The 20,756-nt window shown below is 55.8% G+C and carries 14 protein-coding genes; 9 read left to right on the top strand and 5 right to left on the bottom strand.

The annotated features are described in order from the left end of the window. Nucleotides 1-94 precede the first annotated feature (94 nt). A complete protein-coding gene (locus AC0L6S_RS08705; RefSeq protein WP_473428047.1) occupies nt 95-3,151 on the bottom strand; it encodes a TonB-dependent receptor in 3,057 nt (1,018 codons plus the stop codon). Nucleotides 3,152-3,594: 443 nt separating this feature from the next. Then, nucleotides 3,595-3,951, bottom strand: a complete 357-nt coding sequence (locus AC0L6S_RS08710) for a hypothetical protein (RefSeq protein ID WP_473428048.1) — start codon at nt 3,949-3,951, stop codon at nt 3,595-3,597. 93 nt (nt 3,952-4,044) lie between these two features. Here AC0L6S_RS08710 and AC0L6S_RS08715 point away from each other — a divergent pair, with 93 nt between their 5' ends. The 6 genes from AC0L6S_RS08715 to AC0L6S_RS08740 all read left to right on the top strand — a co-directional run bounded on the left by AC0L6S_RS08715 (nt 4,045) and on the right by AC0L6S_RS08740 (nt 12,072). Further along, nucleotides 4,045-4,566 carry a hypothetical protein gene (locus AC0L6S_RS08715; protein WP_473428050.1) on the top strand — a complete coding sequence of 174 codons (522 nt, stop codon included), beginning with the start codon at nt 4,045-4,047 and terminating at the stop codon, nt 4,564-4,566. A 206-nt stretch (nt 4,567-4,772) separates the two neighbouring features. Continuing rightward, a complete protein-coding gene (locus AC0L6S_RS08720; protein WP_473428051.1) occupies nt 4,773-4,976 on the top strand; it encodes a hypothetical protein in 204 nt (67 codons plus the stop codon). Nucleotides 4,977-5,142: 166 nt separating this feature from the next. Then, nucleotides 5,143-5,538 carry a hypothetical protein gene (locus AC0L6S_RS08725; RefSeq protein ID WP_473428052.1) on the top strand — a complete coding sequence of 132 codons (396 nt, stop codon included), beginning with the start codon at nt 5,143-5,145 and terminating at the stop codon, nt 5,536-5,538. Nucleotides 5,539-6,010: 472 nt separating this feature from the next. Further along, nucleotides 6,011-7,039: a Coq4 family protein gene (locus AC0L6S_RS08730; protein ID WP_473428054.1), complete on the top strand. Its 1,029-nt coding sequence runs from the start codon at nt 6,011-6,013 to the stop codon at nt 7,037-7,039. A 117-nt stretch (nt 7,040-7,156) separates the two neighbouring features. Then, nucleotides 7,157-9,445, top strand: coding sequence for a TonB-dependent receptor (locus AC0L6S_RS08735; RefSeq protein ID WP_473428055.1), 2,289 nt, complete (start codon nt 7,157-7,159; stop codon nt 9,443-9,445). 200 nt (nt 9,446-9,645) lie between these two features. Then, nucleotides 9,646-12,072: a TonB-dependent receptor gene (locus tag AC0L6S_RS08740; protein ID WP_473428056.1), complete on the top strand. Its 2,427-nt coding sequence runs from the start codon at nt 9,646-9,648 to the stop codon at nt 12,070-12,072. A gap of 22 nt (nt 12,073-12,094) precedes the next feature. Here the strand turns inward: AC0L6S_RS08740 and cls are convergent, their stop codons facing one another. Beyond that, entirely contained in the window at nt 12,095-13,537 is a 1,443-nt protein-coding gene (gene cls / locus AC0L6S_RS08745; RefSeq protein WP_473428057.1) for a cardiolipin synthase, read from the bottom strand. A gap of 130 nt (nt 13,538-13,667) precedes the next feature. Beyond that, the gene (locus AC0L6S_RS08750) at nt 13,668-15,722 is read right to left on the bottom strand and encodes a TonB-dependent receptor (RefSeq protein ID WP_473428058.1); all 2,055 of its coding nucleotides are present in this window, start codon (nt 15,720-15,722) and stop codon (nt 13,668-13,670) included. Between the two features lie 235 nt (nt 15,723-15,957). Between AC0L6S_RS08750 and AC0L6S_RS08755 the strand changes: the two genes are divergently transcribed. The 3 genes from AC0L6S_RS08755 (at nt 15,958) to prsT (ending at nt 20,351) form a co-directional block, all read left to right on the top strand. Beyond that, a complete protein-coding gene (locus AC0L6S_RS08755) occupies nt 15,958-16,380 on the top strand; it encodes a BlaI/MecI/CopY family transcriptional regulator (protein WP_473428061.1) in 423 nt (140 codons plus the stop codon). Then, nucleotides 16,374-17,294 carry a M56 family metallopeptidase gene (locus AC0L6S_RS08760; protein WP_473428062.1) on the top strand — a complete coding sequence of 307 codons (921 nt, stop codon included), beginning with the start codon at nt 16,374-16,376 and terminating at the stop codon, nt 17,292-17,294. Before AC0L6S_RS08755 ends, AC0L6S_RS08760 begins: the two co-directional genes overlap by 7 nt. A gap of 246 nt (nt 17,295-17,540) precedes the next feature. Next, complete coding sequence (gene prsT, locus AC0L6S_RS08765; protein WP_473428064.1) at nt 17,541-20,351, top strand: XrtA/PEP-CTERM system TPR-repeat protein PrsT; 2,811 nt, start codon at nt 17,541-17,543, stop codon at nt 20,349-20,351. On the opposite strand, the gene AC0L6S_RS08770 is transcribed toward prsT, so the two are convergent. Further along, a complete protein-coding gene (locus tag AC0L6S_RS08770) occupies nt 20,335-20,736 on the bottom strand; it encodes a hypothetical protein (protein WP_473428065.1) in 402 nt (133 codons plus the stop codon). The two genes, prsT and AC0L6S_RS08770, sit on opposite strands and share 17 nt — an antisense overlap. Nucleotides 20,737-20,756: the final 20 nt, after the last annotated feature.

A 20,756-nucleotide genomic window follows, 5' to 3' on the forward strand; every position in this document is an offset into this window, starting at 1 on the left:
CTGTCCAAGTTAAAATTTAATGCAGATCGACTGCACTTTCTTCGTTTTGCTGAGTAATTCATATCACCTCTCCCTGCCGCCTCGTGAACAAAGATCAGAACCTGTAGGTCATACCCACCTTGAAAAACCTACCCAAGTTGTAGCTTTCAATGGTGTTGCCGTTCTGCGAGTACTCGACTTTGGTGTTGAGGATATTTTTGATCGAACCCTCCAGTGTCAGGTTCTCGTTCCACTCTTTCTCGTAGGTGAAATCCACAAGCCACCGGCTATCCTCATACTCGGGTCCTGTGTTGGCACCGCGAGCAACCCGGAATATCCGCTTGTCGAAGTAGTTCACCAGCAGGGTAAATTTCTGCTCTGTCGGGTAGTGATCCATGCCGAGCTGCAAGTTGCCCAGCCATTCGGACTGACCCTGAAGCTGGCGGCCATCGGCATCGCTACCTTCGAGCCTTATCGAGTCGGGCGAGAGATCCACCTTGGAATCGATGTAGGACACGTTGCCGCTGACAAATACCAGGTAGTCGTCCTCTTCCAGTACATTCTTGAAGCCGTCCAGCTCGATACCCCAGAGGTCCGCGCTTTCCTGGTTGATGAAGGTATAACCGTTGGCAGAGGAACCCGAACCGTCCACGACCGCGCGCTCTACGGGGTTGTCGATGGACTTGTAGAAATAGGCAAGTGATACGCTCTCGGTTTCTGAGAAGTAGTACTCCAGGCGCAGATCCGAGTTATCAATCGTAGAAACATCGAGATCGGGATTGCCGTAGATCTCTTCGTTCGTCTGGTCGTCATAGGTCTGTGCGCTGGAGCGCTCGATGATCCCCGGGTAAGACACCGTCTGAGAGTAACCGGCGCGCACCTGTATTTCCTCGGTCGGCCGCCATGTCAGGTTTATCGCTGGATACCAATCGTCATAATCGAGTTCGCTGTTCACACGCGGGTCGTTGGGGTACTCCAGCTTCTGGTTGAATTTCTCAAAGCGCACACCGGCCAACAGCGACCAGCTTTCACCAAAGTCTGTATTGGTGGTGAGGTAACCCGCTTTGATCTCTTCCTCGGAGTTGTAGGAGTCGGTATCCGTGGTTTTGGCTGTCAACAACAGCTTGTTGATGGCGTAGTTGTTGTAGGTAAGAATCTCGTCCTCGATACTCTGGTCGATATTTCGGTCGATGTCGCTACCAAACTCGGTGAAGTCGACACCAAAGCGGTACTGATCGAAACTCCTGTCCTTGTCGGACCACATCCCACCCAACTTTATCTGTGTGGCGCTGTTGCTGCCCCAGTCCAGGTCGATGGCGTAGTCCGCGCCCAGGTCCTTGCTGGTCTCTTTCAGCTTGGACCAGCGACGCTCGAATGCCGTACTGTTGAAGAAGTTGTTGTAGTAGGTATAGGTACGTCGATCAGGTTCATCCCGACGGGTTTCCGAGTAGGCACCGCGCCAGTCCAGCTGGTGAATACCGTGATCAAAATCGAACTCGTTGTGCCCGGTCAGTGACTGTGAAATAAATTCCCGCTCGATCCAGTCCAGCAAATAGATGTTTTTCTGGTTCTCTTCCGCATTGTCGATAATGTCATCGACCCGCGTAATGTCGTCGGTATTATGCAGATACATGGTTTTTGCCATGATTTCATTCGCCGCACCGTACTCGTATCCCACGGCGCCATAACCCGTGATCGCAGTGGACTCATCAGAGCGTTGATACTTTCCCTCAGGGCCGATAGGGTCGGTGAGCTCGGCATCGCCGCGATCCGCAGTCTTGCGATCAAAATCGGCAGCCAGATAGTAACCCCACTCGTTTTCACCTGCGGGCAACCTGTCCCCAAAGGCGACTGATATCTCGCCATTGGGTAACCCGGTTTTGTCTCCCACCTTGTAGTCGTCCTGGAATTGAACTCCCAGTTGTGCCGCTTCCGCCGGCGATGTACAGCGAACCGGGTCGATGGCCGGGTCGCACACCGTCAATGAGCGACCGCCATCAGTGGCGCCAAGCACACCATTGGGCATTTCTCTCAAGCCGCTGTCATAGCCTGCCCAGTCACCATTGCTGCTGGCATAGCTGAGGATATCGGTGCCGGTAGTCCCCGGGTTGTAGCCGAGCGACCCACTCACCTGCAGAATGCGCTCATCGGGAATGCCTTTTGTTTCAATCTGGATGGCACCACCGGTGGTGGTCGCCAACTGGTCCGGGGTATACGATTTTTGAATCTCTATACCGCCCACGATAACGGTGGGAAACAGGTCGAGTTCGACCTCCCTGCGCTGCGTATCGGTACTGGGCATCAGCAGGCCGTTGAGCGTACTGGAGATATAGCGCCCATCGAGACCGCGAACAGTTGCATACTTGCGATCGACAATCGCCACACCTACCACACGATTCAACGCAGCACCTATATCGCTGTCGCCAAAGCGGCTCAGCTGTTCGGCGTCGATAGCATTGGTGATGGAAACCGCATAGCGCTCAACACTGGAGGCGTTCTCCTGCGGGTTGAATACACCCAGTACGAATACTTCTTCTATTGGCTGTGATGCTGCACCACCGGCGACAGGACCGGCAGCCCCCTCGGGCCGCAATGTTACGGTCGCGTTGATACCCAGGTCTGCCATCACGCGCACCTTCGGCGCAGTGGCACTCTGATACCCCGGGGCACTGACATCAATGGCGTACTCGCCGCGTGGAATCTTCAGCACATAGACACCGAATTCGTCGGTGGTGACAGTATAGGTAGAGTCTGCAGCGGCTACGGTTGCTCCGGAGATGGCGGCACCACTCGGGTCGAGAATCTTGCCCGTGATAAAGCCCTCACCAAGTCCCCCTTCAATACCAAACTTGCGAATAGCCACATCGGGCGCCGCACCGGCGCTAAACGTGACTTTTATCTCTACATCTTCCTCTGTAGCCGATCTGAACTCGACCGGAAAGTCGGTACCGTCATCTCGATCCACCAGCGTCAACACATGATCACCGGACTCCAGCACCGCCTCGGCACTCCCCCTGGCATCCGTTGTTCCCAGATTGCGCTCGTCGAGGAGCACGGTCGCACCACTCAGAGGTGCATCCTCGTAAAAGACCATTAGATACAGGTTGGCAGCAAGCACCTGTTGCGACAGAAGAGAAAGCGCGAGACCCGCGTATACTGCTAATCGTTTCATATTTGGTGTTCGCCTTGACCTTGGAACGGTTTGGTTTACGTGAGCTGTTTTTCCACCGGCCTGTATTCGTTTCAGAACCGGTGGAATAGACGTGGGTACTCACAGAATCGATCTGTTTTCTATGGGGAGGCATGCTAGGCGCAGCAGGTGACAGTCTCGTGATAGTTGTGTTTCAGATTTGTTAAACCTTTCAGGGCTGACAGATAAGCGTCCCTCGAACGACATCCACAGACGTCTGCCGGCATACCAGTACAAGGCCAGCCAGTGAAGGAACGGGATGGTGTCAGAGTGTTAGAAACTTTGTGTAGGCAGAGTTACGCGGGACACATCAGCCTGGTGACGACTGAAACGGGTTGACTGCTAAAGCGGGTAGACGGCCAAAACTGGTTGAAGAATCCCATCAGCGGCGGATTGCCCCGCTGTGTTGTTGCCCGGCTTTGGGATTACAACCGAAGAGTTACCTTACTATAGCCGTCGGCGCAGGTGCTGCTCGCGAGAAAATCCTCAAGCTTCAGATTTACGCCGGCATCATCGCTACTGGTTGTGGTGAACACCAGTCCACCATAATAGCCAAGCGCCTGAGCCAGAATATTGTCGCGCTCAGTCTCGTCAAACCCGTCCAGAAGCGTGTGCGTTCTCTCACCGTACTCATCTTCGCTGAGCTGACCGAGAGACTGTTGCGCCAGCACACATGCCAGCTTACGGGATGCCTGAAACTCCTCTGGCGCAAATGACAGGGCCAAGGACGGTGTCGCGTGGACGAACAGCAGGACCAGGCAGCAGCGGATCGTAAGTTTCATATAAAGGCAATCTCTTCAGGTCCTGCAGATACACAGGGGGTCGACGGATGGCCAGAGTATAGGCGGCGTTTTTTACAGGGATGTGACAACTTAATGACAACATCGGACGGTTCGCAGCAGATTTTTCACGCCCGGACGATCCGCTCCAAACGCATTACCCCGACTCACCGACGGGGCCAAACACATTATTGTTACAATTTGATGAATTTTCTTCCCCGCAAGGTGGCAAGCACGCTTCATTTAGGTGTACTGTTTTCCCGTGGACAAGAAATGGAGGTACATAATATGAAACCACTACTTAAAACACTGGCTATTCCGGCATTGGTACTCCTGACGCCTGTGGCATTTGCTGGCAGTGAGAAAGATTGCTTACTGGAAGGCACTGTGCAGCACGGTGAACAAGCTGGGCAAAATACTACGAGTGTGAAAATCCACTCTATCAGCCAGTACGATTCCGATTCCCGCTGCAAAATACGCAGCAACCAGAAGATGGAATTCAAGCTGCCACAGGATACGCGGCTGCAAAATGCGCCATCGGGAAGCGATGTTAAATACCGCTACCGCAGCGATGGAAGTGGCCAGTCCGATACACAGCTGATCAGTGTGGGTGCCTGACCCTCGCGCAGGCAGTAGGTGCTGATATCACACTGACTACTCCTAACGGGTAGTCGCTCCACCACCGTGCAGGTGCACAGCTGTAACCATGCACGGTGGTTTCTGCTCGAAGCAGGCTTTATCCAGTCATAAAGGCTTCATTTCTAATTCGCGCAAGTGAAATAAAAGCGTGTCATCGTTCCCTCACGTCAAAGGGAGAGCGAACCATGCACACGAGTCAAGAGCAGGACAATTTGCAGGCCAAGGCGCGTTTACGCATTGAAATTAGCAACCAGGTAGAGGCATTTCTGCACAGCGGTGGACGAATCGAAGTGCTGAACAACCTCCCCGATCACAAAGACAAGAAGATCGGTCACTGGCCGGCGGCTACGGAAGTGGGATTTACTCCCAGCATATCAACTGATTTCTAGGGATACGCCGTCGAGACAGCGCGGCATCCGCCTATCGCTGATCTACAACGCACACTTGTGCCAACAATGAACACAGCCCCGCTGTAGACCGGGGCTTCTCTTTCAACGACTCCCGCATGTAGAATTCCCGATACCAACCCAGACATATAACAAGGTGGATTCTGCTATGACTAATAATCGCGTGGCACTGCGTGAGTTTGTGTCAATGTACGGCCTTTTCCTGCTGTGCTACTCCATCGTTCACCTGAAGTTCGAATGGAACTTCTGGACCAAGGATGATTTTGCCATCTTCGCCAAGTATGCGCAGGGCGACAGTCCTGCCGCGCACCTGGCGGTAGCCAAACTGGTCTATTTCAGCAAGGCGACCTGGATGATATTGCTGGTGTGGCTTTGTGCACTCAAACTCCCCTTTCGGCGCGCACTGGCCATCAGCTTCGTGTACTACGCCATCGCCCTGATATTCCTGTTTCCCATCAACATTTACACCGCACTGAATGTACTGCTGGCATTCGGTTTCGGATTGGAGGAATGGCGCCTTTACAGAGCCGACTCGGCCGACTGATCTCGTCTCGGAACGCGCTTTACGCACCGCGATCAAAGCGACTGCGATCACCTCTCAGCCTCTACCTGCTCCGGTGAGGCTGCCTGGGTCGCTGCCGGCGAAAAAGGGCATCTTCACAACAACAATAGGCGACCCGCGCCGATGAAGCGGGGTGGGCAATGCTACGCACTGGCTCAAACATTAACAAATTGTAAGCTTTGTCATCTCGGGCAGCACATAAATTGACACTGCAAAGGCTGTCAATTTTAGGGCTGAAATTCCCAGCTATTTCACCGCCGCCAGTGACATGCATCCCACTCAAAACGGGAAAAATGACACTTGTCACCACACAACTGATTGATTTTTTTAGGATCTATCGAGGGTTCACATCAGTAGCAGAAGTCGTATACTCGGTTTAGCAGCGCGCTCATCAACAGGTGGTTATCGCGTGATCCAGTCCCGCGGACGCCACCGGCCCACAAGGAGGCTCAGCATGACACGTAGACAACGATTGCAACAATCAGCCCGGCATATGGATTCCAATGCGATAGCAGCTGCCGTCGCGGCAACCAAGCGAGGCGATGCCGAAGGGCGACTGCAACTCAGCGCCGTCATGGCGTGGGTCGCGTTCGCCTGCCCGGAGGCCTGTGAGTCTGTGTGTGACAATATCGCATCGGCCTGGCTCGGCAGCGGCCCCACCCCCGAGGTTCCCGTCGGTCTGGATGAGGCTCCGTTGGAGGACAGTTTCTGGTCGGCTTTCTGGACAGTAGTCGACGGGCACGATGAGGGCTACGATGCAATCTCTATCACAGTGGCAGTCGCGTCACTTGCCGGAGCGGTGCATCCGAAAATGGCTGAACTCGCCGAACACCAGGCTCGTCATCACAAGGGTTCTGCCGAGGCGGTAAAAAACCCGATTCCGGGCCACACAGATATAGAAGCACTGGCCGAATGCCCGCCCGGCAGCCTGGGACGTTCCCTACACACCATGATTGTGGAGAATGGCTATGATCCTGAAGTGCTGGATCGTGAATCCATTGCCCTGAGCGAACTGCCGCACTCCCTGCACTACCTCAATGCCCGCATACTGCAAATGCACGATGTCTGGCATCTGGTTGCCGGGTATGAAACAACATCCTCCAATGAGATTGCCATTTCGGGTTTTCAACTCGCCCAGTTTGGACACAACTACTCAGCGATGTTTCTCGCAACAGTCATGGCGATCAGTACGTTTAAGGAACCGCTGGGATTTACCATCCTGATGCAGATTATCTGGGAGGCCTGGCAGCACGGCCGGGAAGCGCCGGTGATGATGAACATCGAATGGGAGAAAGAGTGGAACAACTCTCTCGAATCGATTCGCCGTACGCACAATATTCCGAAGTACCAGAGTATCTTCCCGGCTGACCTGCTGGAAACGGCAGAAACTGCCTCGTTCTGGAAGAAGCTGCAACTGGGTGCTCAGCTATTGCTGTACAATTTCCGCCTGCGTCAGAATAAGCGCCAGCCCGCGCACCAATAGGTCCGGCATCGTCGCGTGGGGTATTTTACCCACGCAAGCCCGCAAAGCCGATGCTGCATGGCCACTGGCCTGTATGGGGTGGCAGTAGATTGTTATAACAAAAAATAAGGCTACACTATGACCATCGATCGCAAAGCCGCAAGGTTTGTTCATACCGCTTTACTTGCAAGCTTGCTACCCGTGCCCGTGCTGGCACAGTCACCCGCTACCGGTGCACGCCCGATACTCGAAGAGCTCATCGTAACCGCCCAGAAACGCGAAGAGAATCTTCAGGATGTACCCATTGGTGTCTCTTTGCTGTCGGGCAGGGCAATGGCGGAGGCTCAACTGAAAAACGCCGGCGAACTGGCCACATTGATTCCGACGCTAAACCTGCAGGCCAGCTCCGGCCCATCAACCTCCTCGTTCAATATTCGGGGTATCGGCACACAGACCTTCAGCCCCGGTGTAGACCCGAGTGTCTCCACCATGCTCGATGGCGTCGTGATGGGTCGCTCAGGCATGGCTTTCCTGGACCTGGTGGATGTGCAGCGCGTTGAAGTGCTGCGCGGCCCCCAGGGCACCCTGTATGGCAAAAACGCATCGGGCGGCGTGGTACACATCATCACCAAGGACCCCACGCCCGAATTCAGCGGCACCGTTGCAGCCACGGCTATCGAGGAAGGCGAGTACCGCATAGACGGCAGCGTAGCGGGTCCCATCACCGATACGCTGGGCTACCGGCTGACCGGCTTTGGGGTGAACGATGACGGCTACTCCAAGAACTATTACAACGACAAGAAGGTGAACGATAATGAAGCCTTTAATGTCCGCGGAAAGTTATTGTGGCAACCCACGGAGGATCTCGATTTTCTGTTGGCCAGTGACTACAGCAAAAGCGATTGTGATTGCACAGCACTGAGCGTGCGCGCCATTCTGCCCGGCCCGGACCAGCAGCGCCTGTTACAGGAACAATTACCGGTGGTGCCATCCAAGCACAATCAGGATGTGAACAACGATCAGCGGACATTTACCCGCATCACAAGCAGTGGCTATTCACTCACCGGCAACTGGGACGTTGATGGTTATGTGCTGACATCGATAACAGCCTACCGCGACTGGGAGAGTGAGAGCATTGTGGATTTTGATGACTCACCGATAAACCCACTGGCACTGACCTTTCCCTCCCCACCCAAAACGGAGCAGAATCAGTTTTCACAGGAGTTCCGCCTCGCTTCACCACCAACAGATTGGGGCTCGTATGTCATCGGTGCTTTTTATTTCGAGCAGGATGTAGATACCGGCAATACCGCCACCGCCGGCGTGCTGGAACCCATTGTTCCCGCCACTACGCGGATATCCAAAACCAGTGTCACCAGCAAGAATACCGCCGTTTTCGGCGAGGTGACGCTCAATCTCTGGCAGCAGTGGCGGCTCATTCTGGGCGGGCGCTATACCTATGATGACCTGAGCTATCATACATCGGCAGACAAGACCGACGGCATCGTCTTTGGTGACCCCGGCGAGGCCAAGGATTCGCTGGACAAGAGTGACTTCTCTCCCAAAGTAGCCCTGCAATGGGATGTCAGCGATAACGCCATGGCCTATGCCAGTTATGTCAGCGGTTACAAAGGCCCGGCTTTTGACACCGGCCTGTTTCCCGAAACGGCGCGAGTAGACCCGACGGACCCGAACTCGCCTCTGGCGGGCGGCGTTGTCGATCCTGAAACCAGCGATTCCTTCGAGATCGGCCTGAAATCAAGCTGGTTGGACAACCGTCTGATTGTGAATTTGGATGTCTATTACTCCAAATACCACGATTTTCAGGCGGAGACCTCACTCAATATCGGGCCGCTGGGTACTATCGTCGTGACGAATGTCGGTGCCGTATCCACCCAGGGTGTAGAGATGGATTTTATCGCCCTGCCAATGGAGAACTGGAGCATCAGCGGCGGTATCGTCTATACCGATGCCCAGATTGATGACTACCCCAATGGCAATTGCAGCGGCGGACAAAAAGCCAGGGGCGAGTGTCCCAACAATTATCAGGATCTCTCCGGCGGGAAGCTACCCTACACGCCGGACTGGAAGATGAACCTCAGCACAGACTACACGCTACCGCTGGATGATATGCCCTTCAACCTGACTCTGGGTGCCAATATACGCTGGCAGGACGACGTGCTTTACGAACTGTCACAAGATCCCTACACCAAGCAGGATGCCTATGGTATTGTCGATATCCGCGCCATAGTAGCAGGTGAGGATCAAGGCTATAGAATCACCGCATTCGTAAAGAACGTGTTTGACAAGAACTACGCCTCGTTGATTTACGCCAATAGCCCCGCACTGCTGCCCAACGGCTACATACAAAAAGTACCGAAATATGCCAACCGCATGGCCGGGATAGAAGTGAGGTATGACTTCTAGCACACACCAGCCCAGCACGGTGCCGTAACAGCGAGAACATTTGGTTTATGAGTGGGTGCTATAAAACGCCGGATAGACAGGCTATTGCTTCATGCCTGCTTTTTCTGGCCCTTTCTCCATACTCCATCACATACACAGTCGCCGCCGAAGGTGCTACATCGACAGTCCCACAGGGACAATTGACGCTGGATGAGGTCCTCGTGACGGCCAGAAAGCGAAATGAAGTGCTGCAGGAAACACCGGTTGCGGTCTCCGCATTTTCAGCCGAGGCACTCGAAGTGGCAGGGATTGCGAACACTCGCGATTTACAGGAATCCGTACCCGGGCTGATATTCAGTGAGATGGGCAACAAGGCACCCTCCATTTTTATACGCGGCGTTGGCCAGAAAGAGGCCTCGGCAGTGCTGGACCCTGGCGTCGGCGTGTATATCAACTCCGTCTATATCGCGCGTACCGACAGCCAGTTACTGGACGTGGTGGATGCCTCTTCGATACAGGTATTGCGCGGTCCACAGGGCACCCTGTTCGGCAAGAACAATACCGGCGGCGCGGTGCTGCTAACCACCCAGCTACCCGACACTCACGAATACGGCGCAGAGGTATCGACGCGGCTGGGGAATTACGGCCGTCGCGACCTCAAGGTAAGCGGCAACCTTCCCCTTATTGAAGACACACTGGCAGCGCGGGTCAGCCTGAATACAACCAACCTCGACGGTTACCTGAAAAACCGCTACGACGGCAATAAGTACGGGGATGAGGACAGGCTGGGTGCGACGGCCCGACTCTACTGGCAACCCACGGAAACGTTTAACACCGATGTGTTTTACTACTGGTCAAAAATCGACGAGAACGGCGCTGGCCTGACCTGTTTCCTGCAGAACCCGGACAGCGTTTTCAATACGTTCACCTGGCCGGGATTCACCGCACCCGAGTCGTACCAGTCTCGCTGCGACGCCAGCGAATCTGAAGCCGACGATGATAGAATCATCATCAACGGCCCCTCGAAATTCGAGATGACCAACCAGGTTCTCAGCCTGACGGCGAACTGGAAGTACGATAAGTTTGAGATCAAGAGCATCACAGCCTGGAGCCACCAACACGACATTCGGATAGTCAATGACAGTGACGCCACCGATATTCCCGGTGTTGAAACAGGTGGGGAAGCAGTCTACAACGCACTGCAGCGCTCACTCGATGCGGGCCAGGGGGACTTCTCACTGCCCAATGGCGAAAAGCGCGATCAGTACAGCCAGGAGTTACAGCTCTCCGGCAGGGCGTTCGACGAGCGCCTGTCGTTTACCACCGGCATTTTTATTGCCCGTGAAGAAATCAAGGACAACCTGTCCGGCAATATCGCCGGCTTCAATGGCTATTCCTACAAAGCCGATGCCGGCACCCTGATACCTAAGGTTATCGGCACCCGCAGCGACCTCACCAACGAGAGCTATGCCATTTTCGCTGAGGGCACCTACGATGTAACGGACTGGTATCAACTGACAATGGGTACGCGCTTCACTACGGAAAAACGCAAGCGCGAAGCGACACTGTATGAGGCCGATTGTGAAACCATCGCCGACGAGGACCTTGTTCCCGGCGCAAGTGGTGCCCTGTGCCTGTTTGATGTACTGGGACTGTCTGACCCCAGCGGATTTTACGCCGACCCTCCCTCATACCTGCCGATCCGTCTGGTAGATGAGTATGAAACTCTCAGCGGTGAAATCATCCGCACCGATAACAGTAAAGTGGAGGAAGACAAAGAGTGGTCGAAATGGACGCCCACCATCACCAACGCGATCACCCTACCGGACAGCTACCTGCACAATACAGTGCTGGACAGTACACTGGTGTACTTCACCTACAGCAAAGGGTTCAAGTCGGGCGGTTTCGAAATGAAGGGGCTGGAGATATCCGAGTTTGAGCCGGAGTCCGTCACCAATTACGAACTCGGTCTTAAGCTGGATGCGTTCGATCAGCGCATCCGTTTCAATACCGCGTTCTATTACATGGATTACGACGACATCCAGATACGCATCACCGAACAGGGGCGGTCATTCGCGGATATTCTGCTATTTATCGACAATGCCGGGGCCGCAACCATCAAGGGGTTCGAGATGGAGTTGACCGCCCTGCCCCTACCCAATGTCATACTCTCGGCAACCACCAGCTACACCGATGCCAGCTACGACGAGTTCATCGCGTCAGACGTGGATACCTCTACCATCCCGCCCACCCAGTCAGTAATAGACCGCTCCGACGAGGATTTCGCAGCCATTCCCAAACTGACCTACTCGCTCTCGGCGATGGCCGTCCTGCCCACAGCCATTGGCGAGTTCGCGCCGCGCCTGTCGATGTACTACCGCGATTCCTTCTACACCGGGCTGGACGCAACAGCGTGGGAAGAGGCGTATCGAGACAGTGCCACCATTGACGATGTGACACTATGGAACTTCCGACTCGGCTACAGCCCGGTCAATCATGACAATATTCAGCTGTGGCTCTACGTCGACAACCTGACGGACGAACAGTACTACCAGGGTGGCTTTTCCAATACTGAATCACTGGGCGCAGGCTCCTACGCCCTCGGGGCACCGAGATCATACGGCATAGAGGCATCCATCACGTTTTAGCGCGGGGTAACTGTCGCGCTGATCAGAGTATCGGCCCCAGCATCGCTACCGAATTATTCCACAGCCGCCGCGACAGAGACCAGGCTTCGACCTGCTCCAGTGTCACATCGTTGGCACTGTCGATGTAGCTTTGCTGGCGCGCTCGCACCGTCTCCGTCAACTCCGGGTCGTACATCAGAATATTGTTCTCGAAATTGAGGTCGAAACTGCGCCTGTCCATATTTGCAGACCCCACCAGCACAATCTCGCCATCGAGGGTCACGGTTTTGCTGTGCAACAAACCGCCCACGTACTCACGAATATCGACACCCGCCTGCAACAGTTCGGCATAGTAACTGCGACTGGCTGCTGCCACCTCCCTGGAATCGTTTCTGGCAGGCAGGATCAGTATCGTGCGGACACCGCGATAGGCAGCCGCGCAAAGGGCGGATTGCATGGACTGATTGGGCACGTAATAGGGTGTGGAAATAACAAGTTCGTGTCGCGCGGCAAACATCAGGGATACAAACACTTCGGGCATTGCGGATGCGCGCAGTGTCGGACCGCTGGCAATCACCTGTGCGATAACGCCCTTGGTCTCATCGCTGTCAATCGCCTCGTCACTATTGGCAGTATCCTTCCCTGAGTAGACCTTCCAGTCGCTGTTGAACAGCAGTGCATTCTGGTGAGCGATGGGGCCCTCGAGGCGCACGACAGAATCCACCCAAGGGGCAAACTTGGGTTTGACCCTGAACTCGGCATCCGCGCAATTCTGGCTGCCGCAATAGGTGATGCGATTGTCGATAACAATGATTTTGCGGTGATTGCGCAAATCGACGCGACCCTGTAGTGGCCGCAACAGAATATTACCCAGCGGCAGCGCTACACTGGTATGTACACCGGCCTTTTTCATCTTGCGCCAGAGTTTCGAGCGCAGCAACGGGCGCGAACCCAGGCCATCAACCATCGCTCGGCAGTTTACCCCGCGCTCGACGGCACGCATCAACGCCTGCGCCACGCTGGTGCCGTTATTGTCGGTCAGCCAGATATAGAACAACACATCAACCTGCTGTTTGGCGGCGTCAATATCCGCGATGACGCTGTCTATCGTCGCCTGTGAATCCGCCAGTAGCTGCGCTGTGTTGCCCGCGACAGCTGGATAGCCGCTTACCGAGTGCCCGACGCGGAAGAGGTGTGCGTACCGCACAGGCACACCGATTGGATCTTTTGCCTGACTTTCATCAACGGTCTGTTTGTGTAACTCCCCGCCTACAACCCCCTTCATTGCCTTTTGGTTGCGGCGACCAACATTGGTCTCACCCAACATCAGGTAGGCGAGGATTCCCAACACCGGCAAAGCCAGCACCACAACCACCCAGGCAATACGGGATGTTGGCTCCCGATTAGGACGCTGCAGTACGCGCACGATAACGGCCACCTGAATTATCAGGTGCAGGAGAACAAACCAGAGACTGTCTATAACCATTGGCGAAGCTTGCACTATCCGCAATGACGCATCAAGCACCGCAGCGGTGCACTACTGCAACTTGAAAATTCGCATGTCCAAAGCCAACCGTCGACATGGGTATATACGACGCCATAGATCCCTGTGCGATCTAGAATGTATAGCCCACGTAAAGTCTCACTGTGCGCGGCTCCAGTACATGGTAGTGGATATCCTCCACGCCGCCACTGGGTTCACCCGGCAGGCGCGAGGCATAAAAATAATCGATATCGTGATCATTGCTGTCCAGCACATTCAATACATCCACTTTCACAGACCACTGCCTGGCCTGGTATCCGGCGCGCAGATTCACCACCGTGGAGTCATCGGATTTGACGCTGCCGTCCTCGACCAGCGGTCGTTCACCAAAATAACGTACACGCACACTGCCGAACCAACCGCTGTCCAGTTCCGCGCTGATACCCGCCTGCAAAACCTTATCGATGGCCCCTGGAATATCATTGCCTTCTGGCGCGTAATCGGTAAATTTTGAATCGGTGAAGGCGTATTCCAGATCCAGTGTCCACTGATCCGTCAGGCTATAGTACGTCGACAACTCCACACCTTTGCGGCGCGAGCCACGGCTCGCCTCGGTGTTGCCGGCGTCACCGACGAACAGCAGTTCGCTATCGATTTCCAGCCGCCACAGCGCAATAGAAGCATTCAGGCGATCGCCCAGAAAACCGCGCGCCCCCACTTCGTAACCCAGGGAATCCACCAGCGGATCGACCGGCAAGACACTGCCACCATCAACCGGATCAACCGCTGCCGTTGTACCGCGCGCATCATTGGAATGCAGCCCCTGACCGATGGAGAAATATGACTCCCACGCCTCATTAAAGGTATAAATCGCACTGCCTTTGAGCGCCAGCTTGTCATCGTGCTCCTCACCGCTGTTGCTGCCCAGATCGACGCCGTAGATATTCTGATCAATTCGGCTGTCCACATCGAAGTTGAAGTAGTCGTAACGCGCACCCAGTACCGTGCGAATCCTGTCGCTCCAGGCAATCTCGCTCTCCACATAGGCACCGGTACTCCACTCGTCGACGCGATCGCTACGAATCGTGCCCAGACGATGCTGTCCCTGTGTTTTATACAACCCCACCTCATCGATATCGTCATAGCGAAGGTCCGCGCCATAGCGATTGGTCATCGGAAAACCCGCTATCGACAGTTCCTGCCGATATTCACTTCTACCGCCGTACACCCAGCGATTATCGCGCTGCTCAAACTGGTCACCGTCGGCCTCGTCATCGAGGAAATAGGTGAAGTTTGACCACAGCTTGAGTGAGTAGCGGATAGCGTAAGCGGACACGTCCCAGTGTTCATTCTGCCAACGGGTAGCCAGACTATAGCGATGTGATTTACCACCGAGAGTCTCATCGATAGAGCCGAGTTCATCAATAATCCCCCCTTCCACCGCTCTCAGCGGTATCTGATCGGGGCTGTGCCATTTATTGTCGTATGCCATAACGCTGACACTGGCCACACCATCACCGATATCTCGCGCATACTTCAGCATCAGGTTGTACTTCTTCACATCCTCCTTGATGTCACTCCAGGGGCCATCGTAGCCATTGATCTCCACCGCGTAACTGGCGGCACCGTCCAGCAGCGGTACGCTATCCAGCAACAGCATACGGTAGAAGTTGTTTTCGCCGGCGCCCACTTCCAACAGGCCGTCGTCGAACCTTTCTGGAGTTTGCAGATGGGCACTACCCGCGCTGCTGAAGTCATTCACATCGGCGTAGTAGGGTCCTTTTTTGTACGCAAGTGTTGCAATGGTCTCGGGAATGACAAAGTTTAGATCTGTATAACCCTGACCGTGTCCGTGTGTGCGCATATTCACCGGCATACCATCGACATAGGTCGCGAAGTCGGTACCGTGATCGAGGTTGAATCCTCTCAGGAAGTACTGGTTCGCCTTACCGGTTCCGCTGTGCTGGGTGGCAACCATGCCGGGTACGAGTTCGAGCACATCGCCACTGCGCAGCAACGGTCGCAGGGCAATCTCTTCCTGACTGATCACACCCTCGGAGGCAGACACCGCATCCCCGACCAGATTGATGTGCCTACCAGTCACCTGCACTTCCTCCAGCCCGGGGGAAGACGCTGTTGCCAGCGCAGTAGCGGGGAGCAGTAAAAACGTGTACAGGCGTTTGAGCATGTTGTAGTAACTCCGACAGTGGTTAAATCCTGCGACGGCCCCTGCGCTGTCAGGCTGCACTTGACTGCGCTGATCATTGCGTTAATCTTGGCCCCAATTTGGCCGCGAGCATAATAGTCATATACGCTTGCGTCAAAATTAATATTCATAAATATCAATAACTTATGATATTTTCGACACAAGCATTACGGGCGTCGTAACACCGAGCGACGATCGGTTTTTTAGGACGGATACTGTGGTCAGCAAGTCCCCCAATCCGAGCAATACACTGCCGCAGCTGGGCGAGTTGGAACTCACCCTGCTCAAGGCGCTGTGGCAGGCACCGGACCAGTCCGCACAGGCGCTGCGCGAACAACTGCCGACCTCGCGCACGTGCAGCCTGAGCACGGTGCAATCGACACTGGAGCGCCTGCACCGCAAACGGCTGGTCAACCGCGAGAAGCACGGCCACGCCTACCTGTACCGTGCGCGCATGGGACGCGCGGAATTACTTGGGAAATTGCTGGGAGGAGTGATAGGCCAGTTACACACAGGCAGCCTGGAACCCATACTGAGTAGCTTTGTCGATTTTGCCGATCGCTTTGACGAGAGCTCACTGGATCAACTCGATGCGCTGGTACAACAGCGACTTACCGAACGGGGTGACGAGTCATGCTGACACTGCTCTCCTCAGTTGTGCTCTGCATAGTTGTCCTGTGGCTGTTCTTTGGGGCGCTACAGGCATTGACCTACCGCTTACTGCAACCGTCACTGCTTTCGATAGATCCAGCACAGGCCAGCAAATGCCTGCTGGTGTGGCTGGCACTGCCGCCCGCAGCGGCACTGCTGGCAAGCTATGTCCTGTATTCACCTGATCTCGCGCAATGGTTCGTCGCCGGTCACTGCCACACCAACCAGTGTCAGTCGCACGGCCCGCAGTCGTCGCTGGCAGTGCTACCTGCGGCACTGCTGGCGGCGTGGACGCTCTACAGTGTCGTGCAGTGTCTGTACCGCCAGTGGCTAGCAGCCAGTCGCCTGTGCGATCAACTGACGATGATGGGCGTTGATCAGGGTGGCTATATCACTCTTGAGGACAACCAACCGATGGCGTTCACGCTGGGCTGGCTCAATCCCAGGATTTTTATTTCAAGAGGCCTGCAGAACGCGTGCTCGGCGACAGAGATCGACTGTATTCTCCATCACGAGGCCGCACACAGAGAGCGGCGCGACAATCTGTGCCTGCTGGCAGCCCGCGTACTGACTGCGCCACTACCACAGCGCTGGACGCACGGTGCACTGGATGATTTGAAACTGTGTTGTGAGCAGGCCTGTGACAGCCGCGCAGCCAACCTACTGTCCCGCGAGTCAGTGGCCGCAGCACTGATCAGTGTCACGCGGCTGCAACAGCATGCATCCCCCGTCGGCAGCCTGGCATTTTCCGGTAATCACACCCGCCAGCGTATTCTCGCGCTGCTTGATGAACCGCAAACACCGCTGGAAAAGGGCAAGCTGTTTGCGGCAGCCGCTGTCACACTGGTAATCATACTGGCGATCATCAACCCCTTGCATCAAGCCGTTGAGTTGCTGCCCTGACCAGGCCGGCTGACTCGATGCCTCAGGCATGCACGGTCAGCAGGCAGCTCCAACCGACCCACGCCCACAGCATTACGTAACTTGGCGGGACGAAGACGCAGTGTCCTGTCAGGCTCACATAGCACAACAAGTCTGGTACAGTAGTGCGTTATCAGAATAACAGTGTGCAGCCCCGCAACGGTTGCGCGGCGAAGACATGGCGAACACAGGGTCAACCATGGTTTTTACGCTGACATCAAGTAGTGTATGGCATCGGTGATACGGCTCACTCTACCGGCCCCTATCACTCAGCCAACAACGGCATGGTTACTGTGCATCATGCTGGCTCTCTCGAGCATTGTCAGTTGCTCGAGTAAAACCACGGAAGAGTACATTGCGTCAGCCCAGCAAAATATCGCTGAATCCCGTTACGGGCCCGCCACTATCGAACTGAAAAACGCGTTGCAGAAAGATCCTATGTCCACGCAGGCGCGCTGGCTTCTGGGCGAGACCTATCTGCTCACAGGCGATACCGAATCCGCAGCCAAGGAGTTGCAGCGCGCCTTGGAGCTGGGCTGGCCGGCCAACGATGTGATGCCGGCGCTGGCCAAAGCACTTCTCGCGCAGGGTGACTACGGCGGTGTCAGCGAATTACCCAGAGGGGAGATCGACCCCGCGCCCAAAGGTGAACTGATGGCGGTGCAGGCGCTTTCAGAATTTGCCCAGGGCAACACTGAACGGGCCAACTCACTGATCCGCCGCGCACTGAAGCTGGCGCCCGCAGTTGCCTATGTACAGATTACACAGGCCAGAATCCGATTTGCCCAGCAGGATTTAACCGGCGCCCTGGCTGCCACCCGCGAGGTACTGGAGAGATCCCCCGATGCAGCGCAGGCCTGGAGTGTCAGCGGTGATGTTTACATGCGCCAGGGTAAACTCGACGAGGCACTGAATGCCTATTCGAATACGATCAAGTACCAACCTTACAGCCCGATTGAACACCTGAAGAGAGGGATGATACGCCTACAAATGAAGGACTATGGCGGGGCGCTGGCAGATGCCAGGGCGCTGCTGGGCTATTCGCCGTCCAATCCCGCAGGGAACTATATCAAGGGGATAGTGCTGTTCCAGAAAGGACAGTACACCCAGGCACAGCGCCCTCTTGCACTCGCCGAACCCGCCTGGCAGCAATTTCCGCTGGTGCTGTTCTTTCTCAGCTCGACCAATCTGATGCTGGACAACCTTGAGCAGGCGGCAACCTATGCCGGTCAATTTTACGAGACCTTTCCCGACAACCTTGCCGGGAGAAAATTACTGGCAACCATTCGCCTCAAGCAAAAGGAATTCCCGCAGGTAGAGCCGCTGCTGATGCCGGTGCTGGAGGAAAACCCGGACGACGTCGACACCCTGACATTGCTGGCCAACGCCCTGCTGTTTGACAACCGGGTTGACGAAGGGATCGCCCTGCTGGAGCGGGTGGCACAGTTGCAACCCGCATCCGCATCGGCCCGCATCCGCCTGGGTACCGGTCTGATACTGGGAGGAGACAACACAGCGGCCAATGAACAACTTGAAACGGCTCTCGAACTGGACCCACAGTTTCAACAGGCTGGCGTGCTACTGATACTCAGCCACCTGCAGGCGCAGGACTACCCCGGCGCCATCGATGCGGCGAAAAAGTATCAGCAGCGCCATCCCGGCAACGCCATGTCCTACAACCTACTGGGCAGAGCCTACCTTGAAAACGGCCAGGCGGAAGACGCCAGAGACGCCTTTGAAGCAGCTGTAGAGGTGGCTCCGGGAGATCCCTCCGCTAACCATCAACTGGCGCAGATGGCCGAGGCAGAGGGGCATCCGGAGAAAGCAAGAGACTATTATCAAGGCGTGCTGGACCATCACCGCAACCACCTCTCTACGCTGATCCAACTGGCCCTACTCGATGCCGAGGACGGCAATGAAGAGGCTGTAATAGAAGGCATGGAGCGCGCGATGACGGCCCACCCGACAGCACTGCAACCCCGTTTACTGCTGGGCCGCTATTATCTTTCCCTGGGCAAACCGGAGCTTCTACCGCCGCTGTTTGCCACGCTTAACAAGGCCCAGCGTCGCTCGCCCAAAGTGCTGCTGCTGCTCGCACTTTCACAGATTTCGGACGCCGATAATATCAGCGCACAATACACGCTCGAAGAGATGCTGCGGGCCACGCCGGAAACGCCCGAGACCCATCACCTGCTGGCGATGGCCGCCGCCGGCACCGGTGATGGTGAACAGGCACGCGCGTCTCTGCGGGCCGCGCTGGCGCTCAACCCCCAGTTCCTGCCCTCTCGACTGGCACTGGCGCGAATGGATCTGGGTGTTCGCGAGTTGGAGGCCTTCCGAGCGCACCTGGACGTTCTGGTGGCACTGGCGCCGGAGTCAGTTGATGTTCTGCAGCTGCGGGCCGCTGCTGCCGCACTCGATCAACAACCGCAGGAGGCGCTAACATTCAGCCGACAGGTGTTCGCGCTGGCACCCTCCACCCAGACCGCGATGGAACTTGCATACTACCTCAATTTTGCCGGTGACAGCGACGCAGCAAGCAACGTGTTGCGGGAATGGGTTGCCGAGCACCCATCTGACCAGTCGGCCCGTCTTGCCCTCGGCGATCAACTCGGCCTGACAGGCCACAAAAAGGAATCCCTGGCGCAATATGAGGCTGTGTTGGAAGCAGATGAAAACAATGTCCGGGCGCTCTCCGCACTGTCCCGGGCACTGCAGCAAAGTGACCCGAGGCGGTCGTTGGCGCTGGCAGAGAAGGCCATTGAACTCGTGCCGGAGTCCGCCGCCGCACTCGATACGCTGGCTCTTGCCGCCTACTACAATGGCGACAATGCCAGAGCGGCGCTGAGCATTCGTCGCGCCGTGATGAAAGCCCCGCAACGCGCGGACTACCAGTATCACCAGGCATTGATTCTTCTGGCACAGGAAAAAACCGAGGGCGCTATCGCAGCACTGGAAGAACTACTGACCCGGGAGACGGCGTTCGCGGAGCGCGACAAGGCGATGCAATTGCTGGCCGAACTCAAGAACCCACAGTAGCGGAGCCCGGCAGTTCACTCTCGGGTAGTTCTACCCAACGGTAGGCGCCATTGAGCGTACCGTTAACCATCCAGGAACCCGAGTCCAACCGGTACAGTTCAAATGAGTCATTACAGTCGCGCCCGGTACCGGACTCACCCATCACGAATTCGACGCAGGCAACCACTTTCCAGGTGTCCTGCGCAGGCCTGTAGTGCTTGCCCAGTATTTGTGATGAACTGACATCGCTGGCGAGACCGGAACGCAGATACAATTCACCGACCGCCTTGCTGAGCGCAACATCCGCTGGTGGTTCCTGCGGCGGTATCGCAATATCGCACCCCGCCGGGAGACACAACAACGTGGCAATCCCTGCAGCCACAAATAGTGATGCCCCCCTGCTCACGCTTGAGACACCCAGCAGAC

The sequence above is a fragment of the Halioglobus sp. D3-4 genome, from assembly GCF_055809315.1.